At 28.7% G+C, this 13,555-nt stretch carries 16 protein-coding genes, 1 tRNA gene, 1 other RNA gene and 2 pseudogenes; 3 read left to right on the plus strand and 17 right to left on the minus strand.

The window, feature by feature from the left end:
- Window positions 1-30: 30 nt before the first annotated feature.
- The 12 genes from ACFYH6_RS17420 to ACFYH6_RS17475 all read right to left on the minus strand — a co-directional run bounded on the left by ACFYH6_RS17420 (window position 31) and on the right by ACFYH6_RS17475 (window position 8,169).
- Window positions 31-1,557, minus strand: a complete 1,527-nt coding sequence (locus ACFYH6_RS17420; protein WP_416180213.1) for a DUF4127 family protein — start codon at window positions 1,555-1,557, stop codon at window positions 31-33.
- Window positions 1,554-1,853: a PTS sugar transporter subunit IIB gene (locus tag ACFYH6_RS17425; protein ID WP_316341988.1), complete on the minus strand. Its 300-nt coding sequence runs from the start codon at window positions 1,851-1,853 to the stop codon at window positions 1,554-1,556. The genes ACFYH6_RS17420 and ACFYH6_RS17425 overlap by 4 nt, the downstream gene beginning before the upstream one ends.
- Before the next feature lies 1 nt (window position 1,854).
- Entirely contained in the window at window positions 1,855-2,163 is a 309-nt protein-coding gene (locus ACFYH6_RS17430; protein WP_416180214.1) for a PTS lactose/cellobiose transporter subunit IIA, read from the minus strand.
- A complete protein-coding gene (locus tag ACFYH6_RS17435; protein WP_416180215.1) occupies window positions 2,153-2,917 on the minus strand; it encodes an HAD-IIB family hydrolase in 765 nt (254 codons plus the stop codon). Before ACFYH6_RS17435 ends, ACFYH6_RS17430 begins: the two co-directional genes overlap by 11 nt.
- Window positions 2,910-4,193, minus strand: coding sequence for a PTS sugar transporter subunit IIC (locus ACFYH6_RS17440; protein WP_416180216.1), 1,284 nt, complete (start codon window positions 4,191-4,193; stop codon window positions 2,910-2,912). The genes ACFYH6_RS17435 and ACFYH6_RS17440 overlap by 8 nt, the downstream gene beginning before the upstream one ends.
- 4 nt (window positions 4,194-4,197) lie before the next feature.
- A complete protein-coding gene (locus ACFYH6_RS17445; protein WP_416180217.1) occupies window positions 4,198-4,887 on the minus strand; it encodes an N-acetylmannosamine-6-phosphate 2-epimerase in 690 nt (229 codons plus the stop codon).
- A 324-nt stretch (window positions 4,888-5,211) separates the two neighbouring features.
- Window positions 5,212-6,375, minus strand: a complete 1,164-nt coding sequence (locus ACFYH6_RS17450) for an MFS transporter (RefSeq protein WP_416180218.1) — start codon at window positions 6,373-6,375, stop codon at window positions 5,212-5,214.
- 90 nt (window positions 6,376-6,465) lie between these two features.
- Window positions 6,466-6,597, minus strand: a complete 132-nt coding sequence (locus ACFYH6_RS17455) for a hypothetical protein (protein ID WP_316341981.1) — start codon at window positions 6,595-6,597, stop codon at window positions 6,466-6,468.
- A 149-nt stretch (window positions 6,598-6,746) separates the two neighbouring features.
- The gene (locus ACFYH6_RS17460; protein WP_416180219.1) at window positions 6,747-7,268 is read right to left on the minus strand and encodes a GNAT family N-acetyltransferase; all 522 of its coding nucleotides are present in this window, start codon (window positions 7,266-7,268) and stop codon (window positions 6,747-6,749) included.
- A 9-nt stretch (window positions 7,269-7,277) separates the two neighbouring features.
- Window positions 7,278-7,550 (minus strand): ribosomal protein L7/L12, encoded by a 273-nt coding sequence (locus ACFYH6_RS17465; RefSeq protein ID WP_416180220.1) that lies wholly within the window; start codon window positions 7,548-7,550, stop codon window positions 7,278-7,280.
- A gap of 18 nt (window positions 7,551-7,568) precedes the next feature.
- Window positions 7,569-7,745 (minus strand): hypothetical protein, encoded by a 177-nt coding sequence (locus ACFYH6_RS17470; protein ID WP_316341977.1) that lies wholly within the window; start codon window positions 7,743-7,745, stop codon window positions 7,569-7,571.
- 64 nt (window positions 7,746-7,809) lie between these two features.
- The gene (locus ACFYH6_RS17475; RefSeq protein ID WP_316341976.1) at window positions 7,810-8,169 is read right to left on the minus strand and encodes a hypothetical protein; all 360 of its coding nucleotides are present in this window, start codon (window positions 8,167-8,169) and stop codon (window positions 7,810-7,812) included.
- Window positions 8,170-8,315: 146 nt separating this feature from the next.
- Here ACFYH6_RS17475 and ACFYH6_RS17480 point away from each other — a divergent pair.
- The 3 genes and pseudogenes from ACFYH6_RS17480 to ACFYH6_RS17490 form a co-directional block, all read left to right on the plus strand.
- Window positions 8,316-8,813 (plus strand): annotated as a pseudogene (locus ACFYH6_RS17480) (thymidylate synthase); the annotation flags it as partial.
- 439 nt (window positions 8,814-9,252) lie between these two features.
- Window positions 9,253-9,555, plus strand: a pseudogene (locus ACFYH6_RS17485) (thymidylate synthase); the annotation flags it as partial.
- Window positions 9,555-10,046: a dihydrofolate reductase gene (locus ACFYH6_RS17490; protein WP_416180221.1), complete on the plus strand. Its 492-nt coding sequence runs from the start codon at window positions 9,555-9,557 to the stop codon at window positions 10,044-10,046. The pseudogene ACFYH6_RS17485 and the gene ACFYH6_RS17490, both read left to right, overlap by 1 nt.
- Window positions 10,047-10,341: 295 nt before the next feature.
- Here the strand turns inward: ACFYH6_RS17490 and ffs are convergent.
- The 5 genes from ffs to ACFYH6_RS17515 all read right to left on the minus strand — a co-directional run bounded on the left by ffs (window position 10,342) and on the right by ACFYH6_RS17515 (window position 13,544).
- An RNA gene (gene ffs, locus ACFYH6_RS17495) (signal recognition particle sRNA large type) lies at window positions 10,342-10,603 on the minus strand.
- A gap of 3 nt (window positions 10,604-10,606) precedes the next feature.
- Window positions 10,607-10,696 (minus strand) — tRNA-Ser (locus tag ACFYH6_RS17500).
- 299 nt (window positions 10,697-10,995) lie between these two features.
- Window positions 10,996-11,760 carry a prolipoprotein diacylglyceryl transferase gene (gene lgt / locus ACFYH6_RS17505; protein WP_416180222.1) on the minus strand — a complete coding sequence of 255 codons (765 nt, stop codon included), beginning with the start codon at window positions 11,758-11,760 and terminating at the stop codon, window positions 10,996-10,998.
- A gap of 12 nt (window positions 11,761-11,772) precedes the next feature.
- Window positions 11,773-12,219 carry a nucleoside deaminase gene (locus tag ACFYH6_RS17510; protein ID WP_416180223.1) on the minus strand — a complete coding sequence of 149 codons (447 nt, stop codon included), beginning with the start codon at window positions 12,217-12,219 and terminating at the stop codon, window positions 11,773-11,775.
- An 80-nt stretch (window positions 12,220-12,299) separates the two neighbouring features.
- Window positions 12,300-13,544 carry an HlyC/CorC family transporter gene (locus tag ACFYH6_RS17515; RefSeq protein ID WP_416180224.1) on the minus strand — a complete coding sequence of 415 codons (1,245 nt, stop codon included), beginning with the start codon at window positions 13,542-13,544 and terminating at the stop codon, window positions 12,300-12,302.
- Window positions 13,545-13,555: the final 11 nt, after the last annotated feature.

Consider the following 13,555-nt stretch of genomic DNA (forward strand, 5'->3'; position numbering starts at 1 on the left):
TAATTAAAATATTGTTTCAAAAAATCACTTTTATAAATCCTTATTAGAATTAGTAATATCCATTTCCATACCTATTTCAAACATTCTATTCCAAGGTGTTGTAACACTCTTGATATTAACACTAAAAATCTTTGATAAATTAAGCTTGTTATATTCCTCTAAAAGTAATTTCTTAATAACATTTTCTACATCTTGTTGCTTATTTTTAAAATCATAGTAACTTAATCCATTGACCGGAAGAAAATCCTTTATCACTTTCATCCTAATCTTAGACTGATAAAGTACATCTTCAATTAGACGATATATAAGATGTTTCATTTGATTTTTATTATTAGAATTTAAACTATATACTCCCGAAGATATTACAGTTCCAAGAGTATTACAATTTGTATTCCATCCTGCATAAGCAGTTAATTTTTGAAAAAGTCCAAGTCTATCCAAATAATCTATTAGAGTTAAATCTCCTCCATTAGCAAAAGCTGAGTCACTAAGTATAACCTTTCTGCCTTCATTTATATGTTTTTCTATTTTGTAGACAAAATCTAATAGATTCCTATGAGAAGTATAGGTAAGATCAATATTTAATAATTGTTCTGAAGCTTCTTGCATATTCTTCCCTGGAGAATTTATTGCAAGAATCAAATCAGCATCTTCAGGATTATCAACCAATTCTCCACCACATACTCTCACATGATACTTAAGACTTTCGTTCATAGGTCTATCTTCATATAGAGGAATTATACTAGGTCCCAATGTAGATGAATAAAATGCATATATCTTAACAACTCTATTCAAATAATTATTTAAACTTCTTGCTAATAATGAATTCCCTACCTCATCTGCTCCAGGATATACAGAAGATTTAAATTCAAGTTTTTTCTCTTTTATAAAATTTAAAACTCTTTTTTGAGAAATAGATGTATATCCATATTCTGATGAATCATCCTGTGGGATAACTAAAAAATCTAAAGTTTCATCTTCAAGAAGTTTTGCCACTTCAATATTAATATATTCATTGAACTCTCTTCTACTCTCATAGTCCAATAATACTTCCTTCGGGATTTTTATTAAATCTAATTCCTCTTCTTCTGCTTTATTAATTCCAGCTCTTAATTTTTTATCTATAAGATACTTACTTCTAAAAAGATCGTATCCATACTTATCATAATAATCTGGTTCTTCTTCAGAGGAATTGTACTGAGGAGCTCTCATTATACAATTAAAAGCAAATATCTTTATATTAGGATTTATTTCCTTTATTCTTTTTAAATTTTTAATATTTTCTTCAGCTTCATTCTTAGTCAAATGATGTATTCTTGAAGGAATAAGCCCTCCATAAATAAGCATATCAATTGAAAGTACTACATAACTACAACTTTTTGCATTTTCAAATATAAAGTCCCAAAGTTTAGATACCTGTGCTGGAACTTTTTTATCTCCTAATAGATGTGGTTTTGGAGATATAATTTTAACATCCTTTTCAGATGCTATTATAAGCTCAGGAAATTTTCTATTGCATGGTCTCTCATCTAATGGAATAAATAATATATTCATCATTTTATTAAATTTAAAGCCTGATTTAAGGCTCTATCTCCATCTATTGTTCCATATACCCTCATATCTATTACTTCTATAGGCCTATCCTGAAAACTATTTTGTATGTCTTTTACTGCAAATTTTAGTTGTGGTGCTATGAGTACTACATCTACATCTTCCTTATTATTCTTTGCCTCTGTACTAGATAATGCCCATATTTTTGCTTCTATTCCCTTTTCTATAGCTACTTTTTTCATCTTTTCTACAAGAATTGATGTGGACATTCCTGCATTACAAACTAATAATATATTTATCATATTATAAAACCTCCTTATATAAACGCATAAACTTTTGTGCTAATATTTTTACTAATTCTGCATTCATAAGCTGATCTTCTGCGTGCATAAGCAATAGAGATATCTCAACTTTATCTCCAGAAGCTTCCCTTCGTACAAGTTCCATATGTGTTTTATGCCCAGCTATTAAATAGTTGTCAGATTCTTCAATCATTTTATCCAAATAATCAAAATCCTTATTTTCACATTTTTCGATTATCTCCATATATTTCGATTTAGCTGCACCTACATTAGATATTATTTCAAATGAAATCAACTCATTACTTTCCATAATTATTTTCCTCCACTATATTTTTCAAAGCTTCTCTTATAGAAGGCAGATTAAAATCTGCCTCTCCAAAGCTATGCTCACCTACAAAATATGAAGTTTTTGAATATGGAAACATAGAACAATCACTTTCGGAGTCTCCTATAGATATTATTTCTGCACTAGGATATAATTCCTTAAGAGTTTTACCTTTAGATACGCCTTTAGGAATTACTTCTAATGTCTTCTCTGAGGTTTTAATTGCATCAACATCATCAAAATTCTCCTCAATATACTTCCTAACATCATTTATTTCATCCCTATCTCCAATTAAAAGAAATAGTATTATAGGCTGATAGTAAATAACCTCTGTAAAATCCTCTAATATATTTGAAGAATCATAGAATTCTCTTGGAAAATCTGTCCCTCTATCACTATGCCAATATCTATTACTTATAGTATTCATTTCTACTCTAAGATCCTTTTTATTTATATATTTATATATATTAAGAGCTGTTTCTTTACTTAAAATTCTTCCTTTAATGCTGTAATTATCTTGTATTACAGCACCATTCTGAGAAATTCTATACTTTATATTTAAATCATACTTTTGAGCTATATGAATTATGTCATGATCTAATCTTCCTGTTACTACTACTACTTCATAACCATCTTCCTGTAGACTTTTAAGTAGGCTAAGGGTTTCCTGGCCTCCTATTATCTCATTTTTTTCATTAATTAACGTACCGTCCAAATCTAACGCTAAAACTTTAGTCATTTTCTACCATCCTTTGTTTATTTGTTATTGCCACAAAAGGCATATATATTAATACTGAAATTACCAAAATAATAATAGCAATTAATGCTGACATCATATGTCCACCTGTAGCAAAGAAAGCACTTAATACTGGTGGAGTAGTCCATGGGACTAATATATAAGTATGTGCCATCAACCCTATAGATGTTGCTAAGGTTCCTATAATAAGACCTATAAATGTAGATAAAATCATTGGAATTATTAGAATTGGATTCATTACAACTGGAAGTCCGAACATTATTGGCTCAGAAATATTAAATAATGCTGGTATAAATCCTATCTTAGCAATTTTCTTGTAATCCTCTCTACGAGATACTATAAAAATTGCAATAATAAGAGCAATCATATTTCCTGCACCTCCCATAAATGCAACCGAATCTAAGAAAGGCTTAGTCATAATTGCTTGTAAGGCTTGTCCAGATGATGCAGCTTCTGCATTTTGAGTTAGTGAAATAAGATAGATTGGTTCTAAAATAGGATTAAAAATAAAAGCAGAATGTATTCCTAATCCCCAAAGTAACATATAAAGTAAGTAAATGAGACCTAACCCCAAAGTAGAATTAACTACATTTGTAAAAGGTGTTTGTATAGATTTAAATATAAGATCATTTAATGGAAGGCCAAAGTAATTTGTAATCATCTTTAAAATTCCAAATATCAACAAAGTAATAATTACAGGGATTAACTTATTAAAAGATCTTGCAATAGATGGTGGTACACTATCTGGCATTTTTATAATTAGAACATCGATTTTTGATAATCCTCTTATAACCTCTACTGTAGCTATTGCAGCAATAAAAGCCATAAACATAGCAGCAGCACCAGTATAATAAGTATTTATATATTCTATTCCTAAATTCCCATCAAAAGTTATTGGCATTAATATGAAAAGTACTACAACTGCAATAGATGGTGTAATTGAAGTTTCAGACTTATAATACTCTGCTAATGATTTAGAAGTAGTAAATGTTAAAAGTATTGCCATTATAGACATAGTAGCAGGAACTATAGATGCTCCTAACTCTGTAAGTTTTGTAAATGGCATTCCAAAAAGTTTATTAGTAAAACCGTTTTCTCCAATAAACACATTATTTATAAGTATAAAGAAAGATCCTGCAATCATAATTGGAAGTATTGCTACAAAACCATCTCTTATTGCAGATAAATATCTATTAGATGCAAGTTTATTAGCTAAAGGAAGAAACATTTCCTCCATTTTATTCATAAATGTACTCATATTTTTAATACTCTCCTATCTTATTAATTTCATTAATAAATTTCTTAGTTATGACCTGTGGACGAGTTATAATAGAACCCACTACTACACTATAACAACCTAATTCAAGCACACGTCTTGCCTTTTCTGGAGTATCTATATTGCCTTCTGCAATAACTGGTTTTGAAACTGAATTAATAATATTTCTTATAAGTTCAAAATCATTATCATTTATATGAATACCTTTACTTTCCTCTGTATATCCTACTAAGGTAGTCCCTATAAAGTCAAAGCCTAATTTATTTGCATTAATAGCTTCCTCATAAGTGGAACAATCAGCCATAAGTAATATATCATTATATTTTTCTCTAATTTTTTCTATAAATACTTCTAAAGTAGTATTATCTGGCCTTAAACGATTAGTTGCATCCAAAGCTATAATATCTACTCCAGCTTCCATGAGTTCATCTACTTCTCTCATTGTTGGCGTAATATAAATATCACTATCTTCATAGTCTCTTTTAACTATTCCTATAATTGGAGTATCTACACTTCTTTTTATTTCTATTATGTCTTCCTTGGAGTTAGCCCTAATGCCTATGGCCCCTCCTTGTATTGCTGCTTTAGCCATTTTCCCCATAATAAATGAGGAATGGAGAGGCTCATCTTCTAAAGCCTGACAAGACACTATCAAACCTTTATTAATATTTTTCACATTCTCCCTCCTACCATATATAAAATAAAAAAGTACTTTTTCTTTAGTTAATTCTAAGTTAGCTTGTATTTATTTTCAATATATACAGAGCATTTAGAAAATACTTTCAACTTCCTATAAATAAATCTAATTTTTTTATTATAAACTGAGATAAAGTGAAAATAAATTCAAATCCAAATAAGTATATCTACCCTTTCTTTTTTATACCCCTATATTTATTAATTAATCATTTACTTATAACTAATGAGTATTTTTTACTCTTCTATTAAAACAAAAAAATTGCAGGAAATATAATTTCAAATTTCATCCCTGCAATCTTCTATATTATTTTTTCTTTATAATTAGTATTTCAATACTGGTAATTAATAAACCTATGAATCCAATAATTTCAAAAGATATATCTAAAGAAATTTTATCTCCTATAAATCCACATATAGGGAATAATATTATCATCATCATAGAGTAAAACATACTCTCTACAGAAATTATAGTTGCTCTTTGCTTGGAAGCTACCATAGAGTTTATTAACTTACTACTAATTGGCTGAAGTATTGATGTTAAAAAGCCTATGAAAAGAAAAATTAGTAATGATAGATTTTTAGTTACATTCCCCATAAATAGTATTAGAATACTTATTATCATAGATATGGATATCCAGCCTATACTCTTAAATTTTTCATATACTCTACTACTTAAAATTGCTCCTATAGATGAAAGTATTCCATTAACTAAAAATATAATAGATATATTTACTCTTGAATAGCCACCATCACTCAAAAACTTTTGACCATAGAAATATATTATGGCTGAAAATGTATATATTGTAGGAAAGAAAATTAATATATTTAAAAGCATCTTATTTTCTTTTACTATATTTATAGAGGTCTTAAAATGATTAATTACTGTAATTCTCTCTTCATGAGACTCTCTAATATCTACTTCTGTAAAATTAAAAGAAACTATCAAGGAAAATATTCCTATAATAATTGCTGTAATATAACTAATTGAAAAATTTATTTCAGAAAGAATCCCACCAATAAATACTGCTAATCCCTGTGAAACTTCTATAATTAAATTTATTTTTCCATTAATTTTTAAATACTCTTCTTCTCTTTTCAAAACTTTAAGACTATCATAGACTAATGCTTCTTCAGATCCAGAATTTAAGTTATATCCCCATGCAGATAATATAAATCCAATTGCAAATCCTAAAAAGGAATTAGAAAATAACATTATTATTGCAGATATTAAGGATGTTAATCTGCCAATTATCATAATTTTTCTTCTACCAAATAAATCAGCTAAGGCTCCTGTTGGAATTTCTGATAGAAATCCAGTTACATGAAATATCCCTTCAATCAATCCTATTTCAGCTAAGTTCATACCTTTATAACCTAGATATAATACCCAAATAGCAGATGTTATATCAAAGTATGAAAGAAATCTATATAAATACTCATTTTTAATATTTTTACTTATTTTATTCATTAAAATCAACTCCAATTTTTTACGTTTTTGGGCATAATAAAAGACCCTCTAGAAACAGATGGGTCTAATTGGAGTTACTACTTTTGCAAGTTAAGAAATAGAATCTTGCATTTTTACCTTAAAAAAGGTTATAGTAATCCAATTTTCTAAAATTGCAGCTGTTTTTGATTGTGCACTACTAGAAAATACTTCATATTTAAACCTTTTTACAGCAAATTCCATAATTCTATTTCTCCTTTCTTTTTCCAGATTAATATATATTCATAATAAATTATTTTCAAAAAAATTGCAATAGCTAAAAAAACGATAAAAAAACAGAGGTAGAAAGGCAGTATTAAATACCATATATCTTTTTCTGAATTTTTCGCCTATTATTTTACAAAATACACCATATAATTTTCATCATAATATTTATTATTTGATTTTATTGCATTTTTTTCTTTGCCATAAGTTATGAATTCTAATGTATTATATAAACCAATGGCTTTTGTATTACTACTTACTACAGCTAAACTTAATTGTTCTAATTCTTCCATAGTTTTTGCTATATTAATTAATTCAGTTAATAGTTTCTTAGCAATTCCTTTTCTTCTGTATTCAGGTATTATATACATTCCCCATATAGTTGCTTTATGTCTTAATTTAATCCTTGTTTCTCTATATAATCCAATTACACCTATTATTTTATTTTCATCATTAAAAGCTCCTAAAATAAAATTATTATTTATAGGCTTAATATAGTTATTATTGAATATTTCTATAAGGCTTTGTATTGGCTTCTTTATTTCTTCTTCATAAGTTGCTCCAAAGGCATCCCCATCTTCTCTTAAAGCCCTAAATCTTAATTCCCAAAACTCTCTTGCATTATCTTCAGTTAATCTTCTTATCTTCATAAATTCCTCCTACTTTATATTTAAATTATCAATATATTCTTTTGCTTCCTTAAGCCCTAAACCAGTATGCTCTCTATATTTCTTTATAGCCTTTATCTTTCCCTCATTTAAAATGATATCCTTCAATTCCTCATCAATATTTCTATAAAGTTCTATTCCAAAATGATTAACCAGCTTGTCTAAAGTTTTATTTAATTTCTTAACTTCTTCCCCTATTTGAGAAATATAAATTATCATAAATCCAACTATTATAAATAAAAATACACTACCTAATCCATCCATTATATTAACTTCCATCCTTTATTTAAGATTTAATTTCCCCTTAGATTTTAATATCAAATCAGAAACTATTATTGATAATAAATAACTTATAAGCGGTTCTTTTGTATCAAATATTACTACTCCTATCCAAAAAATAGCTATAGATAATAAAAATACCTCTATCAAATAATATTTGGGCCCTCTATATATAATCATTAATTTTCTCCTTAAATCTTCACTACTTTCTATTCTTATAAATCCTCATCTATATAAAGTTAGGCTACATTTTAAAATTAGATTCTTCTATCCATTTATCTAATGCATTTTTGCTAAAAATAAAATTTTCTCCTACTTTTGTATATGGAATTCCTGATTCTTTATTATTTAATATTTGCATTAGTCTATCTTGTGATATTCCTAAATATATTGATGCAGTGTCAACATTAAGAATACTTTTACTATCTTTATCATTAAGTGAAATATCTCTTATAGTAGTGCTAATATTATTAGCTCCTTGAAATAGTCCATCTCCTATGAATCTTCCCTTATTTTCAATTCCCTTTGAAATAATAGATGCAGCAATAACTATAGAAAGTGCTAAAGAAAAAATTGATATAGGTAAAAGTTTATCCTTTGACATTAATTATACCCCCTTAAATTTACTAATTATGATGATTCTCAAGTAACATTATACCATATATTGTAATTCTAGTTAAATTTTATACTAACTTCATTTATAGTTTTTATAGTACAATAATCTTAATCAAAAATAAGGAGGGATATAATTTGAGTTTGTACGATAAGAAATATCTATCTATAGTTAGAGATATCTTAGATAATGGGTATTACGATAATAATAGAACAGGAATGCCTACATATAAGCTACCACATCAAATTATGCAATTTAACTTACAAAAGGAATTTCCTATTCTAACCACTAAAAAGGTTGCATTTAAAACAGCTATAAAGGAAATGCTATGGATATATAGGGATCAATCCAATGATGTTACAAAGCTTCAAGAGCAAAATGTACACATTTGGGATGAATGGGTAGATGAAAATAACACAATCGGTAAAGCTTATGGATACCAAATAGCTAAATTTAATCAAGTTGATAAACTTATTGAAACTTTAAAAACTAATCCTCAAGACAGAAGAATGATAATGTCTATGTGGAACATCGAGGACTTACCAGAGATGACTTTACAGCCTTGTTGCTATCAAACTTTATGGGATGTAACTGATGGCCACCTAAACTGTATGTTAATCCAGCGTTCAAATGAGCGCCATTAAGTAGTAATACTTTTTGCAAACCCTGTTAAACGGGGAAAGTCCATTTTTATAGGATAATCCCGTGCTAAATATTTATATATCAAATATAAAGGGCTGATTACAAATGAAGAAATTTAAATGTTGTTCCAGCAACTATACTATATAGGATAAGATCTAAAAATTATCCTACATATGAATATTATGATATATAAATAAATGCCTAACGACTATCGAAAACATATTTAATATATTTAAAAGGATATTAGATATAAGTAAGTAGAGTACCCCTCAAGCTATCGGAGGTCACATTGACATGTGAGGTAACGGGAAAAGCAGGGAATCTATAAAATAACATTTTATAGATTATGATATAGTCTTTTCTGTATAGAAATATACAGCAGCTTTTCTAAATAAAGCGGATAAGGTGTAGCGAGCCTTATTGAAAATTTAGTCAGGAGACATACCACTAGGGGTTCCATTTAATACCAGTCAATATGCTGTACTTGTTCATTTAATAGCTCAAGTAACTAATCTTAAACCTGGATTATTTACTCATGTTATTAATAATGCTCATATTTATGAAAACCAAATTGAAGGGATGAAACTTCAACTTACTAGAGAAAATGAAGATTTTGAAGCTCCAAAGCTTTGGATAAACCCTGAAATTACTAACTTCTACGATTTCACTGTAGATGATATAAAACTAATAGATTACAAGCACCATGACCCTATTAAAATGGAGGTAAGTGTATAATGTTATCAATTATAGTTGCTGTAGCAAGCAATGATGTAATTGGTGGAGATAATCAGCTTCTATGGCATATCTCTAAGGACCTAAAGAGATTTAAGGAAATTACATCTGGTCATACTATAATTATGGGAAGAAAAACCTTTGAATCTTTACCAAAAGTCTTACCTAATAGGCATCATATTGTGATTACAAGAGATAAAGATTATAAAGTTGACTCAACTGAAGTTGAAGTAGTTAATGATATAAATTATATTATAGATAGATTTGAAAATTCTAATGAAGAAGCTTTTATTATCGGTGGTGGAGAAATATATAAATCTCTTTTACCTAAATCTGATAAACTTTATTTAACTAAGGTTTATAAAGATTTTAATGGAGATACTACCTTCCCTAAAATAAATCTTGAAGATTGGTTCATTGATTACGAATCTGAAATATTTATTAATGAAGCTGATAATTTAAAATTTAGTTTTATAGATTTAACAAGAAAATAAAAAGGAGATAGATATTATATTCTTTTCGACCTCACAGGCTCCAAGTCGCCAGAACATAATATCTATCTCCTCCAATACTGAAGGAAAGGAATTTATAAAAAATTATTCACAGGGTAATCTTTTTATAAATTCCTAAATATCAAAAAAGAAAACGAGGGTATTCCTAAAGGAATTCCCTCGCTTTCTTTGTCCTATTGTATGTTAATCCTATTGAAGAGTAACCTATAAATAATTATTTTTAAATTTCACATTTACATTAAAAAAACCCTTCTTGCAAGAAAGGCCTAAAATTAAACCGTGCACCTAGCTTCGACAGTAGTCTATAGACGTTACTATGTAGTTAGCTCTGACAAGATTTATCCATATCACACGCAGTAATCGCTTATCGCTGCTTCCTTCCGGACCTGACGAGGTTCACGCACTTACGTCGTATGGGACCTTGCCATCAACACCACTTGCATAGGCAGGCTCTACAGACTAAAGCCTAGGCTAGGAATTCAATCCTGCTATAGCGGATTGCAGGTTACAGGGCACCGCTAACTCCCCATCTAGCACGGCCATGGCGGAGAGAAGGGGATTTGAACCCCTGATAGAGTTTCCCCTATACACGCTTTCCAGGCGTGCTCCTTCGACCACTCGGACATCTCTCCATATTAAATTAATGAAAATAATTAATAACATAATTATTTTTAAATTTGCTTATAGTTACTTAATTTGAACTACTGCTATATATTATCATATACAAATAAATATTGCAACATTTAAAAGCTAAGGCCACCCAAATTAAAATTTAATATAACTTTATAAAGGCATAAAATTCACTTTAAACTATAAATAATATAAAAGGAATAATAAAAAATGTAGAATTAAAGAATAAACTTCTAAAGAAGTTTATAAAATCAGTACATCAATAATTCTACATTTCATATATATTTTTTATTAATATTATTTATGCTCTTTTCTTTTTAGTTACAAATATAATTAGCACTATTCCTAGAACTATTCCTATTAAGCTTACAATTTGAGCTGTTCTAAGACCCATAAACATTAAGCTATCTGTTCTTAATCCTTCAATGAAGAATCTTCCTATTGAATATAAAATCATATATCCACCAAGTACAATTCCATCTTTTCCATCTTTCTTTTTAAGAAGTATATAAACTAGAATTAAGCAAACTAATAAATTCCATAAAGACTCATATAAAAATGTTGGATGATAATAAATACCCTTTATCAACATACCCTTTTGTATAAATTCTGGGAACTTACTTATAAATTCTTGAGATACAGGCCCCCCATGAGCTTCTTGATTCATAAAATTTCCCCAACGACCTATAGCTTGTGCTAAAATAACCCCTGGCATTATTACATCTACATATTTTAGAAAATTAACTTTTCTATATCTAGCAAAGATATACCCTGACAATAATGCTGCTATAACACCACCATGAATAGCCATTCCACCATTTCTTATATTTATTACATCCATAAAAGAATGATAGTTTTGATATTCAAATGCAACATAATATAATCTTGCTCCTATAATTGATATAGGGAAAGTAATTAAAAAGGCATCTATTATTACATCGTAGTCAATATTTTTCTTCTTTGCTAGAAAATACATTAATAGCATAGCTGCTAAAACCCCAAATGATATTATTAATCCATACCATCTAATTTCTAAGCCAAAAACTTCAAAAGCTACTGGATTCATTTCGTTCCTCCTCTACAATTTGTTTTTTCTTCTATTTTTAAAAAATGATGTTAGTAAATCACTACATTTTTGATTATAACACCATTTTATATCAACTTGCCAATTAAATACATTGTAACCTAATAAATTTATTGTTGACCCACAAGCTCCCATGTCTTTATTGAATGTACCAATATATAATTTAGATATTCTGCTTTGTGCTATAGCTGCTGCGCACATTGGACAAGGTTCTAGGGTTACATACATATGGCAACCAGATAGCCTCCAATTATCTAACTTTTTACTTGCTTCTTCTATAGCTAAAATTTCAGCATGGGCAGTAGTAAGTTTCATCTCTTCTTTTAAATTGTGTTTTTGTGATATTATTTGTCCATCTTTAACTATTACTACTCCAACAGGGACTTCCCCCTTATAAAAAGCCTTTTCGGCCTCTCCTATTGCAAGATCCATGTAGTCCATAATACATTTCTCCTAAATAAAAAATTTTATAAAAAGGAGCTACTAAAGCAGCTCCAAATATACATTGGTGCTACAGCACCTTAAGTAAATATTCTAACCTTTTTAATTCTATTCTTATCAATATCTTCTACTATAAATCTAATATTATTAATCTTAACCTCTTCATTTGGTTCTGGAAATCTTCCTAATTCTCCAATAACTAAACCTCCTACAGAATCAAATTCTTCTGATTCCATAGTAACGCCTATTAAGTCTCCAATATAGTCTAACCTTGCACTACCATCAACTATATATTCATCTTCTTTAACAACTATTATGTTACTATCTCTTTCATCATCGTATTCATCCTCAATTTCTCCAACTACTTCTTCAATTAAGTCCTCAATAGTAACTATACCCACATTACCACCATATTCATCTAATACTACTGCAATATGATTTCTTGTTTTCTTCATTTCTTTAAATAATTCAGTTATCTTCTTAAACTCAAAAGTGTAGTAAGGTTCTCTCATATAATCTGATACTTTAAAGTTTTCTTCACATCCTGATGCCATTATTAAATCTTTAACATTAAGTATTCCTATAACATCATCTATGTTTTCATTATAAACTGGTAATCTTGAAAATTGCTCAGTTTTAATTATATTAATAACTTCTTCATAGGTAGCATTAACATCTACAGCTACTATATCTACCCTTTGAACCATTACATCCTTTACTTGAGAATCAGCAAACTCAAAAACATTAAATATCATTTCCTTCTCAACGCCTTCAAGTACTCCCTCTTCCTCACTAACCCCAACCATAGTTCTTAATTCTTCTTCTGTAATAAATGGTTCTGTAGCTTTAGGATCACCACCTAAAAGTCTTATAAAAATTCCAGATATAGCAGTAAATATTAATACTAAGGGTTTAAATACTTTAACTATAAAATTTATTGGTTTACTAACCATTAAAGATACCTTTTCAGAATTTTGCTTAGCTATAGATTTAGGCGTTATTTCACCAAATATAAGGACTAAAATAGTCATTATTACAGTAACCACACCTACACCACTTGGTCCAATAACCTTAACAGCAACTGATGTAGCAAGTGCTGATGCTCCAATGTTAACTATATTGTTTCCAATTAATATTGCTCCTAATAATTTGCTTGGGTCCTGAGATAATTTTTCAACTAATTTTGCTCCTCTAACTCCCTCATCCACCATATGTCTTATTCTAATTTTACTTAGTGCCATTAAGGCTGTTTCTGACATAGAGAAGAATCCTGACATTATTAATAATATTATCAATAATATTATCTGCCACGTGTAACTCTCCAAAATAATTCACT

This window comes from Clostridium sp. HCS.1 (assembly GCF_047900555.1).
Classification (GTDB): Bacteria; Bacillota; Clostridia; order Clostridiales; family Clostridiaceae; genus Clostridium.

Excerpts from the sequence above, each read along its gene's own strand:
- ACFYH6_RS17420 (WP_416180213.1), bottom strand. The coding sequence starts at position 1,557 with ATGATGAATATATTATTTATTCCATTAGATGAGAGACCATGCAATAGA.
- ACFYH6_RS17425 (WP_316341988.1), bottom strand. The coding sequence starts at position 1,853 with ATGATAAATATATTATTAGTTTGTAATGCAGGAATGTCCACATCAATT.
- ACFYH6_RS17430 (WP_416180214.1), bottom strand. The coding sequence starts at position 2,163 with ATGGAAAGTAATGAGTTGATTTCATTTGAAATAATATCTAATGTAGGT.
- ACFYH6_RS17435 (WP_416180215.1), bottom strand. The coding sequence starts at position 2,917 with ATGACTAAAGTTTTAGCGTTAGATTTGGACGGTACGTTAATTAATGAA.
- ACFYH6_RS17440 (WP_416180216.1), bottom strand. The coding sequence starts at position 4,193 with ATGAGTACATTTATGAATAAAATGGAGGAAATGTTTCTTCCTTTAGCT.
- ACFYH6_RS17450 (WP_416180218.1), bottom strand. The coding sequence starts at position 6,375 with ATGAATAAAATAAGTAAAAATATTAAAAATGAGTATTTATATAGATTT.
- ACFYH6_RS17455 (WP_316341981.1), bottom strand. The coding sequence starts at position 6,597 with ATGGAATTTGCTGTAAAAAGGTTTAAATATGAAGTATTTTCTAGTAGT.
- ACFYH6_RS17460 (WP_416180219.1), bottom strand. The coding sequence starts at position 7,268 with ATGAAGATAAGAAGATTAACTGAAGATAATGCAAGAGAGTTTTGGGAA.
- ACFYH6_RS17465 (WP_416180220.1), bottom strand. The coding sequence starts at position 7,550 with ATGGATGGATTAGGTAGTGTATTTTTATTTATAATAGTTGGATTTATG.
- ACFYH6_RS17470 (WP_316341977.1), bottom strand. The coding sequence starts at position 7,745 with ATGATTATATATAGAGGGCCCAAATATTATTTGATAGAGGTATTTTTA.
- ACFYH6_RS17475 (WP_316341976.1), bottom strand. The coding sequence starts at position 8,169 with ATGTCAAAGGATAAACTTTTACCTATATCAATTTTTTCTTTAGCACTT.
- ACFYH6_RS17490 (WP_416180221.1), top strand. The coding sequence starts at position 9,555 with ATGTTATCAATTATAGTTGCTGTAGCAAGCAATGATGTAATTGGTGGA.
- lgt (WP_416180222.1), bottom strand. The coding sequence starts at position 11,760 with ATGAATCCAGTAGCTTTTGAAGTTTTTGGCTTAGAAATTAGATGGTAT.
- ACFYH6_RS17510 (WP_416180223.1), bottom strand. The coding sequence starts at position 12,219 with ATGGACTACATGGATCTTGCAATAGGAGAGGCCGAAAAGGCTTTTTAT.